Origin of the sequence: Streptomyces sp. SLBN-31 (genome assembly GCF_006715395.1) — a bacterium.
In the GTDB taxonomy this organism is placed as follows: Bacteria; Actinomycetota; Actinomycetes; order Streptomycetales; family Streptomycetaceae; genus Streptomyces.
Genome location: NZ_VFNC01000001.1, coordinates 2,427,817 through 2,445,371, shown reverse-complemented (window position 1 = coordinate 2,445,371; position 17,555 = coordinate 2,427,817). Strand labels below are relative to the sequence as shown.

22 protein-coding genes and 1 tRNA gene are annotated in these 17,555 nt (G+C 72.4%); 4 read left to right on the top strand and 19 right to left on the bottom strand.

Annotated elements, in window-relative coordinates; all coding sequences use genetic code 11:
• Window positions 1-7: 7 nt before the first annotated feature.
• The 4 genes from FBY22_RS11175 to FBY22_RS11160 all read right to left on the bottom strand — a co-directional run bounded on the left by FBY22_RS11175 (window position 8) and on the right by FBY22_RS11160 (window position 4,296).
• Entirely contained in the window at window positions 8-421 is a 414-nt protein-coding gene (locus FBY22_RS11175) for a nuclear transport factor 2 family protein (RefSeq protein WP_142144612.1), read from the bottom strand.
• A gap of 2 nt (window positions 422-423) precedes the next feature.
• On the bottom strand, window positions 424-1,230 hold the full coding sequence (locus FBY22_RS11170) for an MBL fold metallo-hydrolase (RefSeq protein WP_142144610.1): 807 nt from the start codon (window positions 1,228-1,230) through the stop codon (window positions 424-426).
• A 324-nt stretch (window positions 1,231-1,554) separates the two neighbouring features.
• Window positions 1,555-2,049, bottom strand: coding sequence for a MarR family winged helix-turn-helix transcriptional regulator (locus FBY22_RS11165; protein ID WP_142147536.1), 495 nt, complete (start codon window positions 2,047-2,049; stop codon window positions 1,555-1,557).
• Between the two features lie 114 nt (window positions 2,050-2,163).
• Window positions 2,164-4,296 (bottom strand): alpha-galactosidase, encoded by a 2,133-nt coding sequence (locus tag FBY22_RS11160; protein WP_142144608.1) that lies wholly within the window; start codon window positions 4,294-4,296, stop codon window positions 2,164-2,166.
• Between the two features lie 117 nt (window positions 4,297-4,413).
• Here FBY22_RS11160 and FBY22_RS11155 point away from each other — a divergent pair, with 117 nt between their 5' ends.
• Window positions 4,414-4,701 carry a metal-sensitive transcriptional regulator gene (locus FBY22_RS11155; RefSeq protein WP_142144606.1) on the top strand — a complete coding sequence of 96 codons (288 nt, stop codon included), beginning with the start codon at window positions 4,414-4,416 and terminating at the stop codon, window positions 4,699-4,701.
• 316 nt (window positions 4,702-5,017) lie between these two features.
• Here FBY22_RS11155 and FBY22_RS11150 read toward each other — a convergent pair.
• The 10 genes from FBY22_RS11150 to FBY22_RS11105 form a co-directional block, all read right to left on the bottom strand.
• Window positions 5,018-5,091, bottom strand: a tRNA-Pro gene (locus FBY22_RS11150).
• A 159-nt stretch (window positions 5,092-5,250) separates the two neighbouring features.
• Window positions 5,251-5,610 carry an MmcQ/YjbR family DNA-binding protein gene (locus FBY22_RS11145; protein ID WP_142144604.1) on the bottom strand — a complete coding sequence of 120 codons (360 nt, stop codon included), beginning with the start codon at window positions 5,608-5,610 and terminating at the stop codon, window positions 5,251-5,253.
• Window positions 5,611-5,640: 30 nt separating this feature from the next.
• On the bottom strand, window positions 5,641-6,186 hold the full coding sequence (locus tag FBY22_RS11140) for a GNAT family N-acetyltransferase (RefSeq protein WP_142144602.1): 546 nt from the start codon (window positions 6,184-6,186) through the stop codon (window positions 5,641-5,643).
• Window positions 6,183-6,776, bottom strand: coding sequence for a helix-turn-helix domain-containing protein (locus tag FBY22_RS11135; RefSeq protein WP_142144589.1), 594 nt, complete (start codon window positions 6,774-6,776; stop codon window positions 6,183-6,185). Before FBY22_RS11135 ends, FBY22_RS11140 begins: the two co-directional genes overlap by 4 nt.
• A 35-nt stretch (window positions 6,777-6,811) precedes the next feature.
• Complete coding sequence (locus FBY22_RS11130; protein ID WP_142144587.1) at window positions 6,812-7,723, bottom strand: LysR family transcriptional regulator; 912 nt, start codon at window positions 7,721-7,723, stop codon at window positions 6,812-6,814.
• 35 nt (window positions 7,724-7,758) lie between these two features.
• The gene (locus FBY22_RS11125) at window positions 7,759-8,961 is read right to left on the bottom strand and encodes a glycine C-acetyltransferase (protein ID WP_142144585.1); all 1,203 of its coding nucleotides are present in this window, start codon (window positions 8,959-8,961) and stop codon (window positions 7,759-7,761) included.
• Between the two features lie 27 nt (window positions 8,962-8,988).
• Window positions 8,989-10,017: an L-threonine 3-dehydrogenase gene (gene tdh, locus FBY22_RS11120; RefSeq protein WP_142144583.1), complete on the bottom strand. Its 1,029-nt coding sequence runs from the start codon at window positions 10,015-10,017 to the stop codon at window positions 8,989-8,991.
• 164 nt (window positions 10,018-10,181) lie between these two features.
• The gene (locus FBY22_RS11115; RefSeq protein WP_142144581.1) at window positions 10,182-10,550 is read right to left on the bottom strand and encodes a nuclear transport factor 2 family protein; all 369 of its coding nucleotides are present in this window, start codon (window positions 10,548-10,550) and stop codon (window positions 10,182-10,184) included.
• A gap of 19 nt (window positions 10,551-10,569) precedes the next feature.
• A complete protein-coding gene (locus tag FBY22_RS11110; RefSeq protein WP_142144580.1) occupies window positions 10,570-11,283 on the bottom strand; it encodes an SDR family NAD(P)-dependent oxidoreductase in 714 nt (237 codons plus the stop codon).
• A 128-nt stretch (window positions 11,284-11,411) separates the two neighbouring features.
• Window positions 11,412-12,341: a LysR family transcriptional regulator gene (locus FBY22_RS11105; protein WP_142144579.1), complete on the bottom strand. Its 930-nt coding sequence runs from the start codon at window positions 12,339-12,341 to the stop codon at window positions 11,412-11,414.
• A 112-nt stretch (window positions 12,342-12,453) separates the two neighbouring features.
• Here FBY22_RS11105 and FBY22_RS11100 point away from each other — a divergent pair, with 112 nt between their 5' ends.
• Genes FBY22_RS11100 through FBY22_RS11090 form a run of 3 tightly spaced genes read left to right on the top strand, consistent with a single transcriptional unit; the run spans window position 12,454 to window position 14,583 of the window.
• On the top strand, window positions 12,454-12,741 hold the full coding sequence (locus FBY22_RS11100; RefSeq protein ID WP_142144577.1) for a muconolactone Delta-isomerase family protein: 288 nt from the start codon (window positions 12,454-12,456) through the stop codon (window positions 12,739-12,741).
• Entirely contained in the window at window positions 12,738-13,964 is a 1,227-nt protein-coding gene (locus FBY22_RS11095) for a YbfB/YjiJ family MFS transporter (protein ID WP_174267123.1), read from the top strand. The genes FBY22_RS11100 and FBY22_RS11095 overlap by 4 nt, the downstream gene beginning before the upstream one ends.
• 13 nt (window positions 13,965-13,977) lie before the next feature.
• Window positions 13,978-14,583: a GPP34 family phosphoprotein gene (locus tag FBY22_RS11090; protein ID WP_142144575.1), complete on the top strand. Its 606-nt coding sequence runs from the start codon at window positions 13,978-13,980 to the stop codon at window positions 14,581-14,583.
• 237 nt (window positions 14,584-14,820) lie between these two features.
• Here FBY22_RS11090 and FBY22_RS11085 read toward each other — a convergent pair whose 3' ends face one another.
• The 5 genes from FBY22_RS11085 to FBY22_RS11065 form a co-directional block, all read right to left on the bottom strand.
• On the bottom strand, window positions 14,821-15,420 hold the full coding sequence (locus tag FBY22_RS11085; RefSeq protein ID WP_142144573.1) for a TetR/AcrR family transcriptional regulator: 600 nt from the start codon (window positions 15,418-15,420) through the stop codon (window positions 14,821-14,823).
• A gap of 57 nt (window positions 15,421-15,477) precedes the next feature.
• Complete coding sequence (locus FBY22_RS11080) at window positions 15,478-16,062, bottom strand: GAF domain-containing protein (protein WP_142144571.1); 585 nt, start codon at window positions 16,060-16,062, stop codon at window positions 15,478-15,480.
• Window positions 16,063-16,123: 61 nt separating this feature from the next.
• Complete coding sequence (locus tag FBY22_RS11075; protein WP_142144569.1) at window positions 16,124-16,723, bottom strand: ATP/GTP-binding protein; 600 nt, start codon at window positions 16,721-16,723, stop codon at window positions 16,124-16,126.
• Window positions 16,701-17,072 carry a DUF742 domain-containing protein gene (locus FBY22_RS11070; RefSeq protein ID WP_142147532.1) on the bottom strand — a complete coding sequence of 124 codons (372 nt, stop codon included), beginning with the start codon at window positions 17,070-17,072 and terminating at the stop codon, window positions 16,701-16,703. The genes FBY22_RS11075 and FBY22_RS11070 overlap by 23 nt, the downstream gene beginning before the upstream one ends.
• Before the next feature lie 2 nt (window positions 17,073-17,074).
• Window positions 17,075-17,509 (bottom strand): roadblock/LC7 domain-containing protein, encoded by a 435-nt coding sequence (locus FBY22_RS11065; protein ID WP_142144567.1) that lies wholly within the window; start codon window positions 17,507-17,509, stop codon window positions 17,075-17,077.
• Window positions 17,510-17,555 lie beyond the last annotated feature (46 nt).

Below are 17,555 nucleotides of genomic sequence, written 5' to 3'. Positions count from 1 at the left end.
GCGGCGGTCAGTTCTGCATGGCGTCGCGGACGAGCGCGGTGTCGACGAACTGCTCGAAGCGGACGATGAGTCCGCCGCGTACGACGAAGTGGTGAGCGACGCGGACGTCGATCGGCTTGCTCGTGGCCTTGTTGACGGCGGTGTAGCGGGCCAGGACGACGACGTTCTCGCCGTCGACGACGTAGGTGTCGTCGTGGGCGGTCCAGCCGTCCCAGTCCTGGCCGAGCTTCTCCATGACGTTCGAGGTGACGCCTTCGGGGGTGCGGTAGGTGCCGGCGAGCGGGAAGCCGGCCATCTCCGTCCACTCCACGTCCGGGGCGAGGGTGGCCCGCAGGGCTGCCAGGTCGCCGGCCGCGGAGGCCAGGTACTGGCGGCGGACGACGTCGGCGGGCGCGGTGGAGGTGGTGGTGAACTCGCCCATGGTCAGCCCCACTGCATCTCGCCCTTGGCGACCTTGGAGCCGATCTGGGCGGCGATCAGCATGCCGTTGTCGGGGAAGCGCTTGACCAGGGCGTCGTTCAGCGCGGCACCGTCGGCGGCCCTGCCCAGTTCCTCCTCGAAGGCGAGCAGGTAGTCGCGGGTGGCGGTGATGGCGGAGGCGTCGGCCGCGGTGCCGGGCAGGCGGTGGCCGGGGACGACCAGCGCGGGGTCGAGGGCGGCCATCTCGTCGAGCAGGTCGATCCAGGCGGCGCGGTCGCCGGGGGTGGGGGTGTCGGCTACCCAGACGTGCTCCTGCTGGAAGAGCAGGACGCCGCCGAGGAGGGCGCGGTGCTCGGCCTGCCACAGGTAGTGCCGGTCGGGCAGGCCGGCCGGGCCGCCCTTCAGCTCGAAGCGGTGGCCCTCCAGGGTGAGGTCGCCGGTCAGGGGCTCCAGGTCGACCAGGCGGGTGGGCAGGTTCGCCCCGAGGGCCGCCCAGGCCTTGAGCTTGCCCTCGTAGGAGTGGGTGATGTGCTCGATGACGAGCGGGGTGGCGACGAACTTCGCCTCGGGGAAGGCGTCGGCGAGGACTTCGGCACCGAAGTAGAAGTCGGGGTCGGCGTGGGAGACGAAGACGGTCGTCAGGCGCTTGCCCGAGTCGAGGACCTCGGCGGCCAGCCGGTGGCCGTCGGCGCGGGTGAAGGCGGCGTCCACCAGCAGCGCGTCGCTCTCGCCGGTGACCAGGGTGGCCGTCTTGTTCTTGCTGCCGGCCGGGAAGTCGAGATCGAGGACCTTGAAGGAGAGGGTGCTCATCGATGGCTCCTTGCGAGGGAAGGGTGTGGGGACGGGAGATCAGTGGGTGCCGAGGACCGCGAGGCGTCGGTCGATGTCGTCGGCGGTGGCGTGTCCCTGGGCCAGGACCGTGGCGCGGTCACCGTCGACGGCGAGAAGGGGCCCGCTCGGTGAGCGTGTAGACGTGAACGAGCTTCATCGAGGACCTCGGCAGGGTGCGGTGCTCGCCGACTGCGAGCGATTCACCTGACAGAACAGTAACTGACTCGTCAGATATTCCGCCAGCGGTAGGGGCGATCGCCGCACGCTCGCTTGCCAGTGGTTCGGTGGGCGCCCGGAGGCCTCTCAGGGAAGCCGGGGCAGCTCGTCGCGTGCCGAGTGGCTGAGTATGCGCAGGTCCTCGGCGAACCGGTCACGGTCCTCGGGCGGGAGCGGCGCCAGGAAATGGCGTCGGATGTTCTCCACGTGCAGCCGGGAGGCCCGTACGACGGTCTCCTCGCCCAGCGGGGTCAGCCTCACCAGCCGGCCGCGCCGGTCGTCGGGGTCCTCGGCGCGCGTGACCAGCCCCGCCTTCTCCATCCGGTCCACCAGGCGCGTGACGCCGCCCGTGGTCAGCACCTGCTCCTGGGCGATGGCCCGCATCGACAGCCCGGGCCCCTCCGCCCGCCCCAGGATGAGCAGCACCTCGAACATCAGGTGGCTGATGCCGCACTCCCGCTCCAGCGCCCGGCCGAGGATGTACTCCAGCCGGTTCGCGGCCCCCTGCAGCCGCCCGAAGGCCAGCACCAGCGCGTTGTCCGCGGCGTCCTTGGGCGACGTGATCTCCGCCTGCTCGTCCACGCTCCCACCACCCGTCCGGTCGTCCACGGTGTCCATCCACTGATCATGCCGTGGATGCCGCCCCCGCACGCGGGCACCCCCGGAACTTCCGTGGCCACGCCGGGCCCGTAGCCGTCAGTCATCTCGGCCCGGGGGCGGCGCCCCGCCGTCGAGGCGGAGGAGTACGGCGGTGCCGGGGCGCGGCAAGGAGACGGTGAGTCGGCCGTGGGCGGCGTCCCAGGCGGCGGTGGCGTCGGCGGTGGCCGGGTAGAGGAGCGTGGGGGTGAGGCGGGCGCCGCGGAGGTGGTCGAGGGGGACGGTGCGGGTGCCGTCGTCGGCGTCGTCACCGGGGGCCGGGGCCCGTCGCCACAGCGTGAGCCAGTCGGCGTCGGTTCCACGCCGCCCGAACGCGATCCAGGAGTCCTCCCACGAGGGCAGGCCGAGCGGCCAGAAGGGCAGGCTGCCCGGAATCCCCGCGCGGAGTTCCTTGTAGACGGCCAGGCCGGTACGGACCAGGTCGAACCGTTCCCGGTCCATCCGGTCGAGGAACCCGGACAGGTGGAAGCGCCCCGCCATCGCGCCGGTGAGGGTGAAGGCGATCAGGTCCGGGTCGAAGTGCGGCTGGGGGTAGGCCCATACGGCGGCCTGCTCGGGCGTCACCGCGGTGGCGGCGGCGGCCGCGATGGGCGGCAGGCGCAGGGGGTCCTGCTGGTCGCTGGTGGACTGCACCTGGGTGACGGCGAGTTGGGCGTAGTCCATGCGCAGGCCGCCCGAGCCGCAGTTCTCCAGGACGAGACGGGGATACCGGTCGAGAACGGCGCCCAGCCAGTCGAGGTGGGCGCGATGGTGCCCGAGCAGCCCCGCACCGGCGCTCTCCTCGCCGCTCTCGGTGCCCGGCCCGACGTTGATGTTGTAGTCGAGCTTCAGATAGCCCACTCCCCACTCCCCCACGATCCGGTCGACGACCCGGTCGAGGTGGGCGCGGGCGGCCGGGTGGCGCAGGTCCAGGTGGTGGCGGCCGTGTTCGGTGACCCGTATGCCGCCCCTGCGGAAGAACGCCTCGGGCGGCAGGGTGCGCGCCAACGGGCTGCGGACGCCCACCACTTCGGGCTCCAGCCACAGGCCCGGTGTCATGCCGTGTTCCCTGACGGCGTCCAGAACCCGCTGGATGCCGCCCGGAAAGCGACGGCCGGAGGGCTCCCAGGCGCCGACGGCGTCCCACCAGCCCTGGGCGTCGTCGTCGTACCAGCCGGCGTCGACGACGAAGACCTCGGCGCCGGCGGCGGCCGCCGCTTCGATGAGCGGCAGGAGTTTTTCGGTGGTGGGGTCGCCCATCAGGGTGTTCATGTAGTCGTTGTAGATCACCGGGAGGGTCGTGCGGTCCGGGTGGCCGCGGCGCATCCGGCGGCGGCAGTCGGTGAGTTGCCCGAAGGCGGCGTCCAGCCCGCCGGTTCCGGAACCTGCGAGGGTCACGGGGACGGTGCTGAACTCCTCACCGGGCGCGAGGAGCCGACTCCACTGGTGATGGGCTTCGTCGGGGCCGAACAGGGCGAGGTAGGCGGCGCCTTCGCGTTCGCCGGTCTCGTAGCGCCAGCCGGCGCTCGACTCGATCTGCCACAGCCACGCGCGTCCCGCCGGGTCGGTGAGCGCGGCGACCGGGAGATGCCGGCCCGTCGACCAACTGCCCTGCGAGTAGCGCTCGAAGCAGCCGCGCCCCTCGTGGCCGTGAGCGGACCGGCTCAGCCGGACGACCTGGTCGCGGAACGGGGCCTGCCGCCAACGGCACTCGGCGAGCCAGTCGTTGTCCGCCCAGTGCAGGGTGAGGCCGTCGAGGGCGCCGTCGGCGAGACCGCCGAGCGCGAGGCTCGACACGCTCTCCAGTCGGAGCGGCGCGCCGCCCTGGTTGACCAGGCGCACCTGTGAGCGGACGAAACCGGCGCCGGGACAGGTCCGCAGACTCACCTCGGCGGCGAGGCCGGTCACCGGATCCGCGAGCGTGATCGTCGTGCGTCGCCACTCCCCGTCCTGGACCGTCCGGTGGCCGCGGTGGGCGAGGCGCTCGCCGATCGCGGTGTCGATGAACCGTTCCCCCGACCAGTTGCGCCCGTGCCCTGTGGCGGTGATCTCCACCAGGGGCAGCAGGGTGTCCCAGTCCTGTCCGGGTGCCCCCAGCCTGACCGACCCGCCGGGCCCCGCGACGGCACACAGCCCGAGAACCTCCTGGGACCAGAGAACCGACCCCTCCGCTGCTTCGACGGCACTGGTCAACGCGGTTTCCCTTCGGTGGCGGACGGGCTTCGGCAGATCTTCCCAGGGCCACCCTTCCCGGTCGGTCCGCCACCTCACGTACAATTACCCCCGGGGGTATGCGAGAGGAGAGTGATCATGGAGTTCGAACCGACGGACGCGGAGCTGCGCTCGGTGCTGAACCGACTGCGGCGGGCGCAGGGACAGATCTCCGGAGTGATCCGGATGATCGAGGAGGGGCGGGACTGCGAGGACGTCGTCACGCAGCTCGCGGCGGCGTCCCGGGCGCTCGACCGCGCGGGCTTCGCGATCATCGCGACCGGCCTGCAGCAGTGCGTCGTGGACGCCGAGAGCGCGGCGGACCCGGCCGAGGGTCAGGAGCGCACCCGCGCCCGCCTGGAGAAGCTCTTCCTGTCGCTCGCCTGATCACCGTCGACCCTCTCGACCCCGAAGACCAACCCGAATCCCGATCCCGTTGACCGATCCCGTAGACCGACCCGAAGGAGAACACCTCATGTGCCGACAAGCGGTCTGCCGAAAGTGCAAGGGCATCACATACCGGGGTTGCGGCATGCACGTCGAGCAGGTACTCGCCGGAGTCCCGCGCTCACAGCGCTGCACCTGCTCCGATGACGAGGCCCCGACCGAAGGACTCTTGAAGCGCCTGTTCGGCCGCCGTTCGTGAGCGGACGCACGAAGAAGGGCCCCCGCCGGCTCTCGCCCACGAAGACCCTTCGCACCGTCGGGACGACAGGATTTGAACCTGCGACCCCTTGACCCCCAGTCAAGTGCGCTACCAAGCTGCGCCACGTCCCGGTGCCGTCTGACCTGGGGTTTCCCCGGGCCGAACACGCAGGGAAACCATACCGCACTCGGGTCCATGGTCGCGCACGCCTTTTCGCCGACCCCGCGGCCGCCCACGGGTCCCACCGCCCGGCACCGGGTCGTGCCGCCCGGCACCGGTACCCCCGCCGGTCAGTCCGCGGACGGCGCCCCCAACTCCGGGTAGGCGTCCAGCAGTCGGGACGGGGCGGCCTGGCGCCAGGAGTCGGCGAGTATGTCGCGCAGCTCGCTCTCGTCCTCGATCGCGGCGAGGCGGGCCCTGACCCAGGCGAACTGCGCTTCGTGGTCGGCGATCCAGAACTTCTCCGGTTCGGCCAGCACCAGTTCGTCGCGCTCCTCCTTGGGGCAGCGCACGGCGATGGAGGTCTCGTCCTCGGGCAGCGTGGCGAACATCTTCCCCGCGACCCTGAAGGTGGGCATGCTCCAGGCGATCTTCTCCGTCGTGTCCGGCAGGGCGAGGCAGATTCGGCGTACGTCTTCGGCGTCGGGCATGCCCCGCACGTTAGCCGCCCCCACTGACAATCACCTGGTGGGAGCCTCGGCGCCGGTCTCGCGGCGAAGGGGCTTGTAGTAGATCGACGTCGGCCTCAGCACTCCGTCCGGGGCCGCCGCGTAGTCCGGGATCGCACCGATGCGGCTCCAGCCGGCCGTCCGGTACAGCCGCTCGGCGGGGCTGTCGGTCTCGGTGTCCAGGTGCAGCAGGGTGATGCCGGACGCGGCGGCCGCTTCCTCCGCCGTGGCCAGGAGCAGACGGCCGAGGCCCCGACCGCGGGCGTCCCGGTGCACCATCAGCTTCACCAGCTCGGCCCGGTGGCGGCTGTTGGGCTTGTCCGGGAAGGCCAGGCTCACCGTGCCGACCGGCCGACCGCCGCCGTGGGCCACCCACACCGCGAGCCGGCCCGACGCGACGCCGACGGCGCGCTCCCGCCACCAGGCCAGGGCCTCCGCCCGGTCGAGGGGCCCGAGGAAGCCGATGGAGGCGCCGCCTTCGACGGTGTCGACCAGCAGGTCGGCCAGTCCGGCCGCGGACGCGAGCAGTTCGGCGTGGTCCACGCGCTCCACGATCACGGCAGCACCACCGCCAGCACGTAGCGCACGTCCACCGGGCCCGCGCACCGGAACCGCGTCGGCCCCCACACCCGCAGCCGCAGGCAGTCCCCCGTGCCGAGGTGGTGCTCCGTCTCCCGCGCCGTCACGTCGAGTGCTCCTTCCAGCACCCAGATGTGCTGTTCCAGACCGGGTACGGGCGGACGGTCGTAGGAGATGTCGGCCCCCGCCGCGAGCCGACCCTCGACGAGTTCGCCGCGCAGCCCGGCGTGCGGGGGCGAGACGGATCGTCGTACGAAGCCGGAGGCGTGGTCCCGCCACACCGGCTGCTCGGCGGCCGGCACCACAAGCGTGGGTTCCGCCTCCACCTCGGCGAGCAGCCGGGACATGGTCCGCCCGTAGACCCCGCAGAGGCGGTTGAGGAGTGCGGCGGTGGGGCTGATCTCCGCCCTTTCGGCACGGGAGAGGGTCGATCTGCTGATGCCGCTGCGTTCCGCCAGCTCGCCGAGCGACCAGCCGTGTTCGGCGCGCAGCTCGGCCAGGCGCGCGGCGAGCCGGGCGTCGACCGGGTCCGGGACCGGGGGCTCCCCGGCACGTTCATCGCGTTTCACATCAGGGACGATATCCCGGATATGAAACAGACAGGTTACGGCGTCTTCACACCTGCCGCTTCGCGCAGCGCCTCCAGCACGGGGCGGATCAGGGGATGCTCCTCGGCCCCGCGCCGTACGGCCGCGAAGACCCGGCGCGTGGGCGCGACACCGTCGACGGGGCGTACGACGACGCCGGTGAGGTCCATCCCGCTCAGCGCCGACCGCGGTACGAGCGCCACGCCGGCGTCGGCCGAGGCGAGGGCGACGACCGCGCGGAAGTCGTCCGAGGAGTGCTCCAGGCGCGGCTGGAACCCGGCGCTCTCGCAGGCCAGGACGACCACGTCGTGGCACGGGTTGCCGGGGTAGGGGCCGATCCACGCGTCCTTGGCCAGGTGGGCGAGCGGGATCTCGGCGGCCTCGGCCAGCCGGTGGCGCACGGGCACGACCGCGTCGAACGGCTCGGCGTAGAGGGACACGTGGGTCAGCCGCGGGTCGTCGGCGGGCGGGGCGCCCCGGTACTCGACGGCGACGGCCGCGTCGACCTGCCGGTCCAGCACCATCGGCAGGCTGGCGTCGCCCTCGGCGTCCTGGACGCGGATGCGGATACCGGGCGCCGACTCTGCGAGACGGGCCACCGCGGGGGCGACGACCTGGGCGATGCCGGTGGCGAAGGCGGCGACGGTGACGGTACCGGCGGCGCCCGAGCCGTACGCGGCGAGCTCGGCCTCCGCCCGCTCCAGCTGGGCCAGGACCGCGTTGGTGTGGCTGAGCAGGATCTCGCCGGCCGGGGTCAGCCGCACGCCCTTGGCGCCGCGCTCGACCAGGCGGTGACCGGTCTCCTGCTCCAGGGCCGTCAGCTGCTGGGAGACCGCCGAGGGGGTCAGGTACAGCGCGGCGGCAGCCGCCGTCACCGTGCGGTGGTCGGCCACCGCACGGAGGATGTGGAGCCGCCGCGCTTCGATCATGGATCCGATTGTCTCAAACAGACACCCCCGGGCCCTCAGACCCGTTCGGCCTCCAGCTGCGCCCGCGCGGCCACGAAGGCGTCGACGGCCCGGTCCACGTCCTCGGTGGAGTGCGCGGCGGACAGCTGCACGCGGATACGGGCCTGGCCCTGCGGCACCACGGGGTAGGAGAAGCCGATCACGTACACGCCGCGCTCCAGCAGCAGCTCGGCCAGCCGGCCGGCCTTCGCGGCGTCGCCGATCATCACCGGGGCGATGGCGTGGTCGCCGGGCAGGACCTCGAAGCCCTCCTCGGTCATCCGGCGGCGGAACAGGGCGGTGTTCTCGGCCAGCCGGACGCGCAGGTCGTCCGCCGACTCCAGCAGGTCGATGACCTTCAGGGAGGCGGCGGCGATCACCGGTGCGAGCGTGTTGGAGAAGAGGTACGGGCGCGAGCGCTGGCGCAGCAGGGCGACGATCTCGCCTCGGGCCGCCACGTAGCCGCCCGAGGCGCCGCCGAGTGCCTTGCCGAGGGTGCCGGTGATGATGTCCACGCGGTCCATGACGCCGTGCAGTTCGGGGGTGCCGCGGCCGCCGGGGCCGACGAAGCCGACGGCGTGCGAGTCGTCGACCATGACCATGGCGTCGTGGCGGTCGGCGAGGTCGCAGATCTCGCGCAGCGGCGCGACGTAACCGTCCATCGAGAACACGCCGTCGGTGACGATCAGCTTGCGCCGCGCGCCCGCGGCCTCCTTCAACTGCCGTTCCAGATCGGCCATGTCACGGTTGGCGTAGCGGAAGCGCCGCGCCTTGGACAGCCGGATGCCGTCGATGATGGAGGCGTGGTTGAGGGCGTCGGAGATCACCGCGTCCTCCGGGCCCAACAGGGTCTCGAAGACACCGCCGTTGGCGTCGAAGCAGGAGGAGTACAGGATCGTGTCCTCCTGGCCGAGGAACGCCGACAGGCGCGCCTCCAGCTGCTTGTGCACCTCCTGCGTACCGCAGATGAACCGCACGGACGCCATGCCGTAGCCCCAGCGGTCGAGGGCCTCGTGGGCGGCGGCGATCACCTCGGGGTGGTCGGCCAGGCCGAGGTAGTTGTTGGCGCAGAAGTTGAGGACCTCGCCGGGGCGGCCGCCCGCGGTGACGTTGACGGTCGCGGACTGCGGGGTGCCGATCACCCGCTCGGGCTTGTGCAGGCCGGCGGCGCGGATCTCGTCGAGGGTGGCGCGCAGGTCGTCGCGCACGGAGTCGAACATCTCAAAGCTCCTATGGATGCTGATGACTTACGCGGTCCAGTCGAGGATGACCTTGCCGCCGCGGCCGCTCGCCGCGTCGGCGAACGCCGCCTCGAAGTCGCGGTAGCCGTACCGGCCGGTGATCACGGGCGACAGGTCGAGGCCGCCTTCGAGCAACACCGACATCGCGTACCAGGTCTCGAACATCTCCCGGCCGTAGATGCCCTTCACGGTGATCATGGAGGTGACGATACGGGCCCAGTCGACCGGGAACTCCTCGGCGGGCAGGCCGAGCATGGCGATACGTCCGCCGTGCGTCATGTTGGCGATCATGTCCCGCATGGCCTCGGGCCGGCCGGACATCTCCAGGCCGATGTCGAACCCCTCCCGCAGCCCCAACTCCCGCTGTCCGTCGGCGATCCGGGACTGCGAGACGTTCAGGGCCAGGCTCACGCCGATCTTGCGGGCCAGCTCCAGCCGTTCCTCGCTGACGTCGGTGATCACGACGTTGCGGGCGCCGGCGTGCCGGGCCACGGCGGCGGCCATCAGACCGATCGGCCCGGCGCCGGTGATGAGCACGTCCTCGCCGACCAGCGGGAAGGACAGCGCGGTGTGCACGGCGTTGCCGAACGGGTCGAAGATGGCCGCGACGTCGAGGTCCACCGGTACACGGTGCACCCAGACGTTGGCGGCGGGAAGGGCGACGTACTCCGCGAAGGCCCCGTCCCGGCCGACGCCGAGCCCGATCGTGGCCCGGCACAGGTGGCGGCGGCCGGCGAGGCAGTTGCGGCACTTGCCGCACACCAGGTGGCCCTCCCCGCTGACCCGGTCGCCGGCCTTGATGTCCGCGACGTCCCGCCCGGTCCCGACGACCTCGCCGACGAACTCGTGCCCGAGCACGAGCGGCGTGCGGATCGTCTGCCGTGCCCAGCCGTCCCAGGAGCGGATGTGCAGGTCGGTGCCGCAGATGCCGGTGCGCTGCACCTTGATCAGTACGTCACCGGGTCCGACCGTGGGCTCCGGGACGTCCGCGAGCCACAGCCCGGGCTCCGCCTTCTCCTTGACCAGCGCCTTCAACGCTAGGGCTCCTGACGGTGAGACCCCGGGCGCGGGCATGCCGAGGAAGCCCGCATCCGGGGAGAGGGGTGGGATCGCGTAGCAATCTGCCGCACGGTCCCTCCCCCGGTCCATCGAGAGTTTCTTAAGCCGCGCCGCAGATCCGCTTCACGCCTGGGAGCGCGTCACGCCTGGGACACCTGGTAGTGGGCGATGTACCACTCGTCGCCCTCCCGGGTCACCAGGACCGAGAGCTTGACGTCCAGGGCGGGCCGGTCGGTGAAGGAGAACTCGACGGCCAGGTAGCCGAGGACGAGTCCGTCGGCGGGCCGCCGGGTCTCCAGGACGCGGTACGCGGCCTTCATGCCGAGCGGCTGGGAATCGTAGTACTCGGCGACGCCCCGCCGTCCGACGCTGTAGGGGTGGAGCCCCTGGAAGATCGCGTCCTCGGTGAAGACCGAGGCGACGAGTTCCGGCCGGTGCTCGTCGACCGCGGCCTTCCACCGGTCGAGGACGCCGCGCAGGACGGCCTCGTCTGCTGTCGTGCTGGTCATGGCTGCTCCTCGAAAGGTGTCAGTGGCCGGCGCTCATGCCGCCGTCGACGTGCAGGATCTCCCCGGTGACGAAGGGGGCCGTCTCCAGGAAGAGCACCGCGTCGACGATGTCGCCCACTTCACCCATTCGGCCGACGGGGTGCAGGGCGGCGAGGAAGTCGTGGGTCTCGGCCGGGTGCATGGGGGTCTTGATGGTGCCGGGCGAGACCGCGTTGACCCGGATGCCGCGGGTGGCGTACTCGATGGCGAGGGACTTGGTCGCGGACTGCAGACCGCCCTTGGTGAGCGAGGCCAGGACCGAGGGGACCCGGGAGTCGGCGGCGTCGACCAGGCTGGTGGTGACGCTGACGATGTGGCCGCCGCCCTGGGCGAGCAGGTGCGGGACGGCCTGCTGGGTGAGGTGGAAGAAGCCGGCGACGTTGATGCCGGTCACGGCCGCGTAGTCCTCGGCCGTGTAGTCGGTGAACGGCTTGGCGACGAAGACGCCCGCGTTGTTGACCACGGCGTCGATCCGCCCGAACCGCTCGACGGCGGCCGCGACGACGCGCTCGGCGGTGGCCGGGTCGGCGATGTCGCCCTGGACGGTGAGGACGCCGGCGTCGTCGACGGGGGCGATGGTGCGCGAGGTGGCGACGACGGCGTAGCCGAGCTTGCGGTAGCCCTCGACGAGGGCGGCGCCAATGCCCTGGGAGGCGCCGGTGACGATCGCGACCTTCTGGTTCTGCGTGCTCATGGTGACCTTCTCCGAAGTGATGACCGGTTACTAGCCGACCGGTCGACTATGTGGAAGGTAGGCCGGATCGCAGGGCGGCGGAAGGATCGGTTCTCTACCGCGTGGGAGGCTGATCCTCCCAGCGCAGGTCAGCCCGGGAGCGCGTACGGATCGCCGGCGGGCAGCCAGGCGTCCGGGGCATGGATCCCGAGGTCGCCGACGCCTTCGCACAAGGCGTCGACGGTGGCGAGGACGGCAGGCCTGTCCTCCTTCTCGCGCCACACGAGCGACCAGGTCCAGTACACCTTCGGGGCGACGATCTCGCGGCGGACCAGGTCGGAGGGGATCGGATCGCCCTGCCCCTTGGGGGAGTTGAGGACCGGACGGGTGCAGCGGCGGACGTGGTCGAAGAAGGCGGGGCCGGTGACGGCTCCGTCGGAGATGCGCACCGGACGGGCCCCGGCGCCGAGGGCGAGCTCCTCGGCGTAGACGTTCCAGGACTGCCATGAGGTGATGTCGTCGTCGATGAGGACGTCGGTCTCCCCCGCGGCCACCTCGCCGGTGTCGGTGCCCTTGGCGACGGCGTAGAGCCGGTCGGCGCCGATCAGCCGGGCCCGCAGACCCAGTCGCTTCAGGTCCTCCTCGCGCACCCAGCACACGGCGAGGTCCAGGCTCCCGTCGGAGACCCGGGCGGCCTGGGTGTGGGAGGGGGCGACCCACGCGTCGACCCGGACCTGGGCGACCGAGGCCGTGCGCGAAGCCAGGTCGGCGGGCAGCCAGTTGACGTATCCGAGCCGTACCGGCTGGGAACCGGACAGCCGGCCGGCCCGGCGCTCGAGGTCGTCCGCCCGCTCCAGCAGGGCACGGGTGTGCGGCAGCAGGTCGGCGCCGGCCGCCGTGAGGGAGACCGAGCGGCGGTCCCGGTCGAAGAGCCGTACTCCGAGGTCGCGTTCGAGTGCCTTGATCTGCTGGGAGAGCGAGGGGCCTGCGATGAGCAGCCGCTCGGCGGCACGGCCGAAGTTCAGTTCCTCGGCGACCGCGACGAAGTACCGCAGCTGGCGAAGTTCCACGCGCGCCATGCTACGGCGCGCTGGTAGGCCGGGCCTATCAGCAGCGAGGAAGCCGGTCGTGGAAGGCGTGCCGGGGACGGGCGCACGATGGGCCCACCGACGAGCGCGAACGGAGTGCGTCATGCGAGAGTTCCTGGTCGAGATCACCACCACCGTCCCCGAGGGCACCGGTCAGGACGAGGTCGACCGGCGGCGGGCCGCCGAGGCCGTCCGCGCCGCGGAACTGGCCGCCACCGGCCATCTGGCCCGGCTCTGGCGTCCGGTGGGCGAGTTGCGCAGCATCGGCGTCTGGCGGGCCACCGACGAGGCGGAGCTGCACGAGAAGGTGCTCGGCACGCTGCCGCTGCGCCCGTGGATGGCCGTCACGGTCACCCCGCTGGAGTCCCACCCGAACGATCCGGGCCGATGAGGGACTCCTCCCCCTGGGCCCATGTCGCCCGGGCCGCCGCCGCACTCGCGGCGGGCATGGGGGTCGGCCGCTTCGTCTACACCCCGATCCTGCCCCTGATGCACACCGGGGCGGGCCTGTCCGCGGCATCCGGAGCGAACCTGGCCACCGCCAACTACGTCGGCTACCTGCTCGGGGCGCTCGCGGGCATCCTGGCCCCCGCCCTGACCCGCTCGCCCGCCGTGCTGCGCGGGTCGCTGCTGCTGCTGACCGGGACGCTCGCGACGATGCCGCTCACCCACAGCACGGCCGTCTGGGCGCTGCTGCGGCTGGCGGCAGGGGCGGCAAGCGCCCTGGTGTTCGTCGTCGCGGCCGGATCCCTCCTGCACCACCTGCGCGACCGTCCGCCGCACCTGTCCGGCTGGGCGTTCGGCGGCGTGGGCGGCGGAATCGCCCTGTCCGGCCTGCTGGTCCTGGTCCTGGTCCTGCGGTCCTTCGGCGACTGGCGTACGGCCTGGTGGGCGGCGGCCGCCCTCACCGCGCTGCTCACCGCCGCCTGCTGGAACCTGCGGCCGGAGGCGGCGCCCGCCGCCCGGGGGGCCGAGGGCGGCGCGCGGCCCCGTACGCACCGTTGGTTCGGCGCGCTGTTCGTCAGCTACACCCTGGAGGGCGTCGGGTACATCGTCGCCGGGACCTTCCTGGTCGCGGCGATCGGGCAGGAGGCCCCCGGCCCGGTCGGCAGCGGCGCCTGGGTGCTCGTGGGGCTGGCCGCCGTACCGTCCTCGGCGCTGTGGGCGCGGCTGGGGCGCCGCTGGTCCCGTCCCGGGCTGCTGGCCACGGCCCTGGTGGTGCAGGCGGCCGGGATCGCCCTGCCCGCCCTGGCCGGCGGTACGGCCGCCGCCTACGGCTCGGCGGTGCTGTTCGGCGCCACGTTCATCGGCGTCAGCACGCTCGCCCTCGCCACCGGGGCCCACCTGCGCTTCCCGCGCTCGGTCGCCCTGCTGACCGCCGGGTACTCCGTCGGCCAGATCCTCGGCCCCCTGGCGGTGGCGCCGCTGCTGCACCACGGATACCGGCAGACGCTGCTCCTGGCCGCCCTGGTCGTCCTCGCCGCGGCCGCGGCCGCCGCCGTGCTGCGCGTCGGTTTCCCGCACCACATGGTCGTAACGCGACGCACGGAACCGGCGGGGCGGCGACAATCGAACGAGGAAGCGGGCGCGCTCGCCCCGCACTCGGCCGACTGACGTGGAGCCGCACATGACCACCGCACGGGACCTCGCGATCGTCGCCCTGGACGCGGCGGCCGACAAGCCGCTGGAACAGGGCGACCTGTCGCTCGCGCTCGCGGCGGCCGAGGTGTTCGACCTCGTCGAGGCGAAGGCCCTCGTCCTGGACGGCGACCGCATCCTGCCCAGCGCCCAGTCCCCCACGGGCGACCGGCTGTTGGACGAGGCCGCCGCGGCTCTCGTACGGCAGGAACCGTACGAGTCGGTCGAGGACTGGCTGTGGCGCCGGGGCCGCGGGCTGTCCGCGGCCTACGTCGACGACCTGGAGCGCGTCGGGCTGACGGCCCGGCCGCGGGGCCGCCGCATTCCGCTGCGGACCGGGCGGTCGGTGCTGGTCGACTCGGCGGCCCGGCGCGCGGCCGAGGAGCGCCGGGCGGCGGGTGAGCCCGTCCTCGGCGCGCTCGCCGCCGCGGCCGGTATCGGTGCCGAACCGCCCGAGATCCCGGAGGAGTTGGCGGGCGAGACGGCCACGACCGTGCTGGCCGCCGTCGGAAACGCGGTGATGGAACTGGAGGCCGTACGGCAACGGCGCCAGATCGAGGACGCGGCGTTCGACAACGTCTGGCGGGGTTACTAGGGCGTGTGATGGCCGGCGCGGAACGGGCTGCGGCGTCCGGCGCGAGCGGCGGTCAGGCCGCGGGGGCGCCGAGCAGGGCCCGGCAGTTGTCCCACAGGGGGCGCAGTCGGCCGGCGGGCAGCGGGCAGCGGGCAGCGGGCAGCGGGCAAGCGTGCCGGGGCGTCGCGACGCCGCTGGAACCCGTCAGCTCGGCCCTGAATCCATCGGCTCGGCCCTGTGCCGGCTGGCCCCCGGCGGTCAGGCCGCGGGGGCGCCGAGCAGCGCCCGGCAGTTGTCCCACAGGGGGCTCAGTCGGCCGGTGTCGTTGTAGAGCTTGGCGAACATCACCTGGCCCTCGAGCTGGGCCACCACCGCGCGCGCGGCCGCGCGGGTGTCGGTGGCGGTGGTCTCACCGCGCTCACGAGCCTCGGTGATCACCGCCTCGACCATGTCGATCTGCGCTTCGAAGATCTCCTGCAACCGCTCGCGGACGGCCTCGGTCTGGTTGCTCAGCTCCAGGGTGAGGTTGCCGAACAGGCAGCCCGAGACGGTGCCGCAGCCCTCCTGGACGGCGCGCTGTCCGGCCTCCGTCTCCTCGAACAGCCGCCGCAGCCGCCGCAGCGGCTCCTCGTCGCCGCCCAGGGCGCGTGTCCAGTCGCGCTTCTGGGCCGCCCAGTGCTCGTCGACGACGGCGAGCGCGAGCGCCTCCTTGGACTCGAAGAAGTAGTAAAAACTCCCCTTCGGCACCCCGGCGGCCTTGCAGATCTCGGCCACGCCCAGGGCGGAGTAGCCGCGCCCCTCGATCAGCGAGCGTGCGGCACCGAGGATCTTCTGCTTGGCGTCGCTGGTGCGTCCCATGCGGACAGTGTACGGACGTATTAGACCGGTCGGCTAGTGAGGCGGCCGGTCCCCCGGTCACAGCAGCGGAAGCCCGTCCGCCTCGCGCCGCTCCAGCCGCGCCACCAGTTCCGCCGCCGATGCCTTGATGCTCTCCAGGCCGGGCCTGCCCCACGGCCGCGGCTCCACGTCGGCCACGCACACCGTGCCGAGCACCATGCCCGTACCGTCGACGAGTGGTGCGCCCAGATAGGAGCGGATGCCGAACTCGTCGACGATCGCGTTGCCCGCGAACCGCGGGTAGTCGCGCACGTCCTCCAGCACCAGCGCCTTGCGCCGGACCACCACATGGGGGCAGAAGCCGTGGTCGCGGGTGAGTTCACGGCCGAGCACCGGTGCGCTGCCGTCGGCCCTGACGACGACGGCCGGCGGTACCTCCGGCACGTGCAGGCCCGCGAAGAACTGCCGGTTCTCGTCGATGAAGTTGACCATTGCGTACGGCGCCCCGGTCACCTCGGCGAGGCGGCCGGCGTAGGCGTCGAGAGCGGGGTCCGGGCGTTCGTTCAGGCCGAGTTGGCACAGGCGCCGGGTGCGGGCGGGGGCCTCCTTGTCCTCCGGGGTGAGCAGCAGTCGACCGGCGGGACGCGACGGGTCGTACCTCATGGGCGGGCTCCGTCACTGGGGACGCAGGTCATGTAGGGGCTCCATGGCGGGTGTTCGGGACTCACATGGGGGCGCCGTGGCTCGGCGCGTGGGCCGGGGCGTGTGCTATGAGGTGGCGGACGAGGGTGAGCAGGGTCTGCACGCCCGAACTGGAGATGCGGGCGTCGCAGCGCACGACGGGGATCTCCGGGGGCAGGTCGATGGCGGCTCGGACCTCTTCGGGGTCGTAGCGGTAGGAGCCGTCGAACTCGTTGATGGCGACGATGAAGCCGAGGCCGCGCTGCTCGAAGAAGTCGACCGCGGCGAAGCACTCCTCCAGGCGGCGGGTGTCGGCCAGGATGACCGCGCCGAGCGCCCCTTCGGAGAGTTCGTCCCACATGAACCAGAACCGCTCCTGCCCGGGTGTGCCGAACAGATAGAGCACATGCTCCGGATCGAGGGTGATGCGGCCGAAGTCCATGGCCACCGTCGTCTCGACCTTGTTCTCGATCCCGTCGAGACGGTCGGTCGCGGCGCTGACCGTGGTGAGCAGCTCCTCCGTGCTCAGCGGCGCGATCTCGCTCACCGCGCCCACGAAGGTCGTCTTGCCGACTCCAAACCCTCCCGCGACCAGGATCTTCAGTGCGGTCGGGAAGGGGTCAGAGCTGTCGTCGTAGTCCATCGAGCACTGCCTCCAGTAGGGCCCGGTCGGTCGGGGCGTGGTGGAACTCGGGGGGCTTGGTGGTCAGCGCCCCGCAGTCGACGAGGTCCGACAGCAGCACCTTGGTGACCACCGCCGGCAGCTTGAGGTGGGCGGCCAGCTCGGCGACCGAGACGGGTGCCCGGCACAGGTCGATGGCCTGCTGGTGCTCGGGGCCGAGATAGCCGAGAGGCGTGGCGCCGGTGGCCATCACGTGCGACAGGAGGTCGAGGGAGATGGTCGGCCGGGTGCGGCCGTTGCTCACCGTGAAGGGGCGCACCAGCCGGCCGGCCGCGTCGTCGAGCCAGGGCCCGTCGCCCGCCGCCGCCACGTTCAAGGCCTCATCGCCGTGGGTTCGACGGCGTGCTGCCGGGGTGCGGTGGCCAGGTACGGGCGGACGCTCTTGACCAGCATGGCCATCTCGTAGCCGAGCACGGCCGCGTCGGCCTCGCGGCCGGCGAGCACGGCGAGACAGGTCCCGGAGCCCGCGGTGGTCACGAACAGCAGCGTCGAGTCGAGTTCGACGACGACCTGGCGGACCTCTCCGCCGTCGCCGAAGCGGATCCCGGCGCTGCGGCCGAGGGAGTACAGGCCGGAGGCCAGGGCCGCCATGTGGTCGGCGCTGTCCGCGTCGAGGCCGTGGACCGACTTCACGAGCCCGTCGCAGGAGAGGAGTACCGCGCTGGTGGTGTGCGGTACGCGCTGCACGAGGCCGCTCATCAGCCAGTCGAGATCGGATGCATGGCCGGTCGGTGCATCGCTCGCCATGGTGGATCGACTCCTTGGGGTACGAAGGTCTGCGGGAGCGGTGGGG